General features: G+C 44.4%; 5 protein-coding genes. All 5 read right to left on the bottom strand.

The annotated features are described in order from the left end of the window. The coding region (locus PGS38_RS17305; protein WP_416388410.1) for an IS66 family transposase at window positions 1-570 on the bottom strand (570 nt) is incomplete at its 3' end. Window positions 571-721: 151 nt separating this feature from the next. Then, complete coding sequence (gene tnpB / locus PGS38_RS17310; protein ID WP_117802758.1) at window positions 722-1,075, bottom strand: IS66 family insertion sequence element accessory protein TnpB; 354 nt, start codon at window positions 1,073-1,075, stop codon at window positions 722-724. Next, complete coding sequence (gene tnpA / locus PGS38_RS17315) at window positions 1,068-1,409, bottom strand: IS66 family insertion sequence element accessory protein TnpA (RefSeq protein ID WP_173841882.1); 342 nt, start codon at window positions 1,407-1,409, stop codon at window positions 1,068-1,070. Before tnpA ends, tnpB begins: the two co-directional genes overlap by 8 nt. Before the next feature lie 154 nt (window positions 1,410-1,563). Then, a complete protein-coding gene (locus PGS38_RS17320; RefSeq protein WP_118750638.1) occupies window positions 1,564-2,961 on the bottom strand; it encodes an ATP-binding protein in 1,398 nt (465 codons plus the stop codon). 108 nt (window positions 2,962-3,069) lie between these two features. Continuing rightward, window positions 3,070-3,249 (bottom strand): hypothetical protein (locus PGS38_RS17325; RefSeq protein ID WP_270476447.1); only part of this gene is annotated, 180 nt, incomplete at its 5' end.

Consider the following 3,249-nt stretch of genomic DNA (forward strand, 5'->3'; position numbering starts at 1 on the left):
GAGATCATATCTGGCAAACTCTCTTTCCTGACGTGCCAGAGGCATCCCGTTTACATATTTAGCGTTCATGATACCTGCTACGAGGGAAGGTGTAGCAATGCTCCCACGGATCAGGGAAGGTTCTTTTTCCGGACGTTTCATGGATCCGCATGCCGGACAGTAACGGGCTTCCCCTTCCAGTTTATAGGTCCTGGTCGCAACGGTCTCAAAATTGGAAAGATCTTCTTCCTTCTTTCCTTTTCTTTTTTTACATTTATAAGAGGATGGCCGGATCTCTTCAAAAAGTTCCTCTGTTTCCGCATCCGCATTGGCTTCCGCCTCATTGAACAGGTTCATCTGTTCATAGCCTTCGGCATACTTTTCACTGGATGCCCCAAACTGTTTTCTCTGCGCAAGGGTAAGACGGTCAGAGAGCATGGCATTTAAGAATTCGAGTTCTTTCTGTTTATCCTTCAGCAGCTGGATCTCTGTATCCTTCTTCTTTGTCTGTTCCTGTACGATCTTCATCAATGAGATCAGATCTTCACGGCTCATGTTATTCAGCTGTTTATCTGTAAAGATCGGTTCCATGTCCTGTCCTCCCTGCTTTAGCGTTATAAAAAGTATATCATGGTTCCAGCTGTTTTCCTATAAAAAACTGCGTTTCCGGATATAGGAAATACGCTGGGAATGCCATGTTTTTCATGATTTTTACGGGATTGACAGCTCCGCTGTCTTATGCTTACAGGATGATCTTTGGATGGTGTTCCTCAAATGCACCCCTGGGATTTAAAGAGAGCCCGTCACACAGCCAGTGGATCTCTTTCAGAGTCACCTGACGGAGTTCATCTGGAGTATCCGGCCATTGAAAAGCATTACGGTCGAGCCGTTTCATCAGGCTCCAGAATCCAGATCCATCCCATTGAAGGATCTTTATAGAAGTACGCCGACGGTTGCAGAACGCAAACATGCAGCGTGAGTGTGGGTCGAGGTGAAATTTTAATTTGATGATGGCGGCCAGACCATTGTAACTTTTTCTCAGATCAGTGACTCCGCAGGAAAGATATACCGTTGTTCCTCCTGCCAGGTCAAGCATGGCGCTGCAGGAATCCCAGTATAGATTCCATCAGTTCCGGTCTGCAGGAATCAGATATTTCAATACGGATACTGTCTGAAATAAAAATACGCACCGATGAAGATTCCTCAGAGAGCAGCTTTCTGGCAGCTTCCTGCTCAGATGGAAGTCTGACAAAGACCATATCCTGTTCAGATTCGGATGCCGGCTCTTCTTTTGCAAATCTGCGGATCCAATATCCCATCGTAGATAAAGGGATACCGTTTTCTGTACACCATTGTTTACATGTTTGTCCACTGGTCTGGTATTGTTGGATACGGTCAGACCAGAGTTTTGCTTTTTCTTCTTTATTCATAGTGATATAGAATACCTCCTGAGTTTTAAGGAGATTGTAGCAGAATAAAAAACAAAAAAACAGATACGGATGATTACCTACTTACGAGCAGACAGGCTAAAAATGGGTATAAAAATACCCTGCCAGCTTTCACCAGCAGGGTTGATTAGAATTTTTACTTGTAAATGTCTTCCAGCGTTATCAGCCGAACTTCACCTCGCTCTTGTGCCTGAAGAAGTCCATCTGTGAATCCGCCTTTCGAGAAGATATAGTAGTGATAGTTGTTGCCCTTTCCAAAAACTGAGGCATAATCCCGAATCAAATCGAGTTCATCCACACCGATTTTCTCATTCCGGTATTTGCATGAACCGATGATATAGTCTTTGCCCTCAACAGGAGTTCCGACGATATCAATCTGTATCTGCTTTTTCTTCTTCGGGTCTGTCCCCCACCACTGGCCGATTTCACTCAGCTCAATAGGAAGGCTATCCGAATAATAGAGCAGGTAATCCTGACACATCTTCTCATAAATTAGACCCATGTAATCAGGAAGATACTGCTTTACAGCGTGTGGATAGGTCTTTGCAATTCTGCCAGAGTCAATGGCACTCATATTGATTGGCACAAACCGATACCAGAAACGGAAGAAGTTATCAGCCAGCAGATAGATGGTTTTCTTACCCGGTTTTTCTGTAATCGGTGTTTCTTTCTTCGCAATGCCAAGGTCGATCAGCGTTTTCAGGTACTTCGATACGACCGAGTTTTCCTCGCCGACCTTCATCTTGATATCGTTCATTCGGGAAGCACCTTCTGCAATCGCTTTAATGATTGCATTATAAATAGCCGGCTCCCGGAGTTCCTGCTTCAGTAAGTTCCCCGGTTCCTCATACAGATAGCTGGAGCGGTCAAAGAAATTATCCAACAGAGCTTCATCCACACTATCTCGCACATCCAACTTATTGATATAGTGGGGAACTCCTCCCGTGATCCCATAAATCAGGGAATTGTCTTCTGCAGACAGATTTGGGTGGAACACAGCGGTTTCTTTATAGTCTAGCGGCTCAATCTTAAACTGGCCAGTACGTCTGCCATACAACGGACTTTCCTTTCCAAGCACCTGACTCTCCATGAAGCTCATAGAGGAGCCGCAAAGAATCAGGTACATCTTGGACTCTGTCCATTTGTGATCGATGATGTGCTGCAGCATCGCTGAAATAGCTGGTTTTGCTTTTGCAAGATAAGGATACTCATCAATGACAAAGACAATCCTCTTTTCCTTTGAAAGTGCTGTCAGCTCATCCAAAGCTGCATCATAGGACCTGAACTCCGGTGCAGACTCCATATCCGGCCGCTCAAAACTCATAATCGACTTTGAGAGAGCTTCCAGATTTTCCTTTCCTGTCGTGTTCAATGCAGAAAAGAAAATGGTAGGCTTATCTTTGCAGAACTCGTTGATCAGTGCCGTTTTACCAACACGCCGTCTGCCGTAGATGACAATGCACTCAAACTTATCACCTGCATACCGTTTATTCAGTTTCCGCAGCTCATCCTCACGGCAATAGAATTGACTCATCTGCTCACCTCCAATAATTATACTCGTGAGTTAGTAACTCGTAAGTTACTTCTTTACGAGTATAATAAATCAGATAGTCTGCAAAGTCAAGTAAAATAAGTCGAACCTTTAAAATCGATCGAAGTCCGACTGACTTGCCAGCTCTTTGTACGAATAGCCGTCATTCTGCCGCTCCGTGAACATATCATTGACCAACCCGATGGTCAGCAGGTCGAGGTCGGCAATGCTGATACCGAGCTGTACACAGGTAAGTAGGTAATCATCCGTATATTGACATTTTATAAAAGC

Source organism: Fusicatenibacter saccharivorans (assembly GCF_027667425.1).
Taxonomy (GTDB): Bacteria; Bacillota; Clostridia; order Lachnospirales; family Lachnospiraceae; genus Fusicatenibacter; species Fusicatenibacter saccharivorans.

Excerpts from the sequence above, each read along its gene's own strand:
- tnpB (WP_117802758.1), bottom strand. The coding sequence starts at position 1,075 with ATGCTTGACCTGGCAGGAGGAACAACGGTATATCTTTCCTGCGGAGTC.
- tnpA (WP_173841882.1), bottom strand. The coding sequence starts at position 1,409 with ATGAATAAAGAAGAAAAAGCAAAACTCTGGTCTGACCGTATCCAACAA.
- PGS38_RS17320 (WP_118750638.1), bottom strand. The coding sequence starts at position 2,961 with ATGAGTCAATTCTATTGCCGTGAGGATGAGCTGCGGAAACTGAATAAA.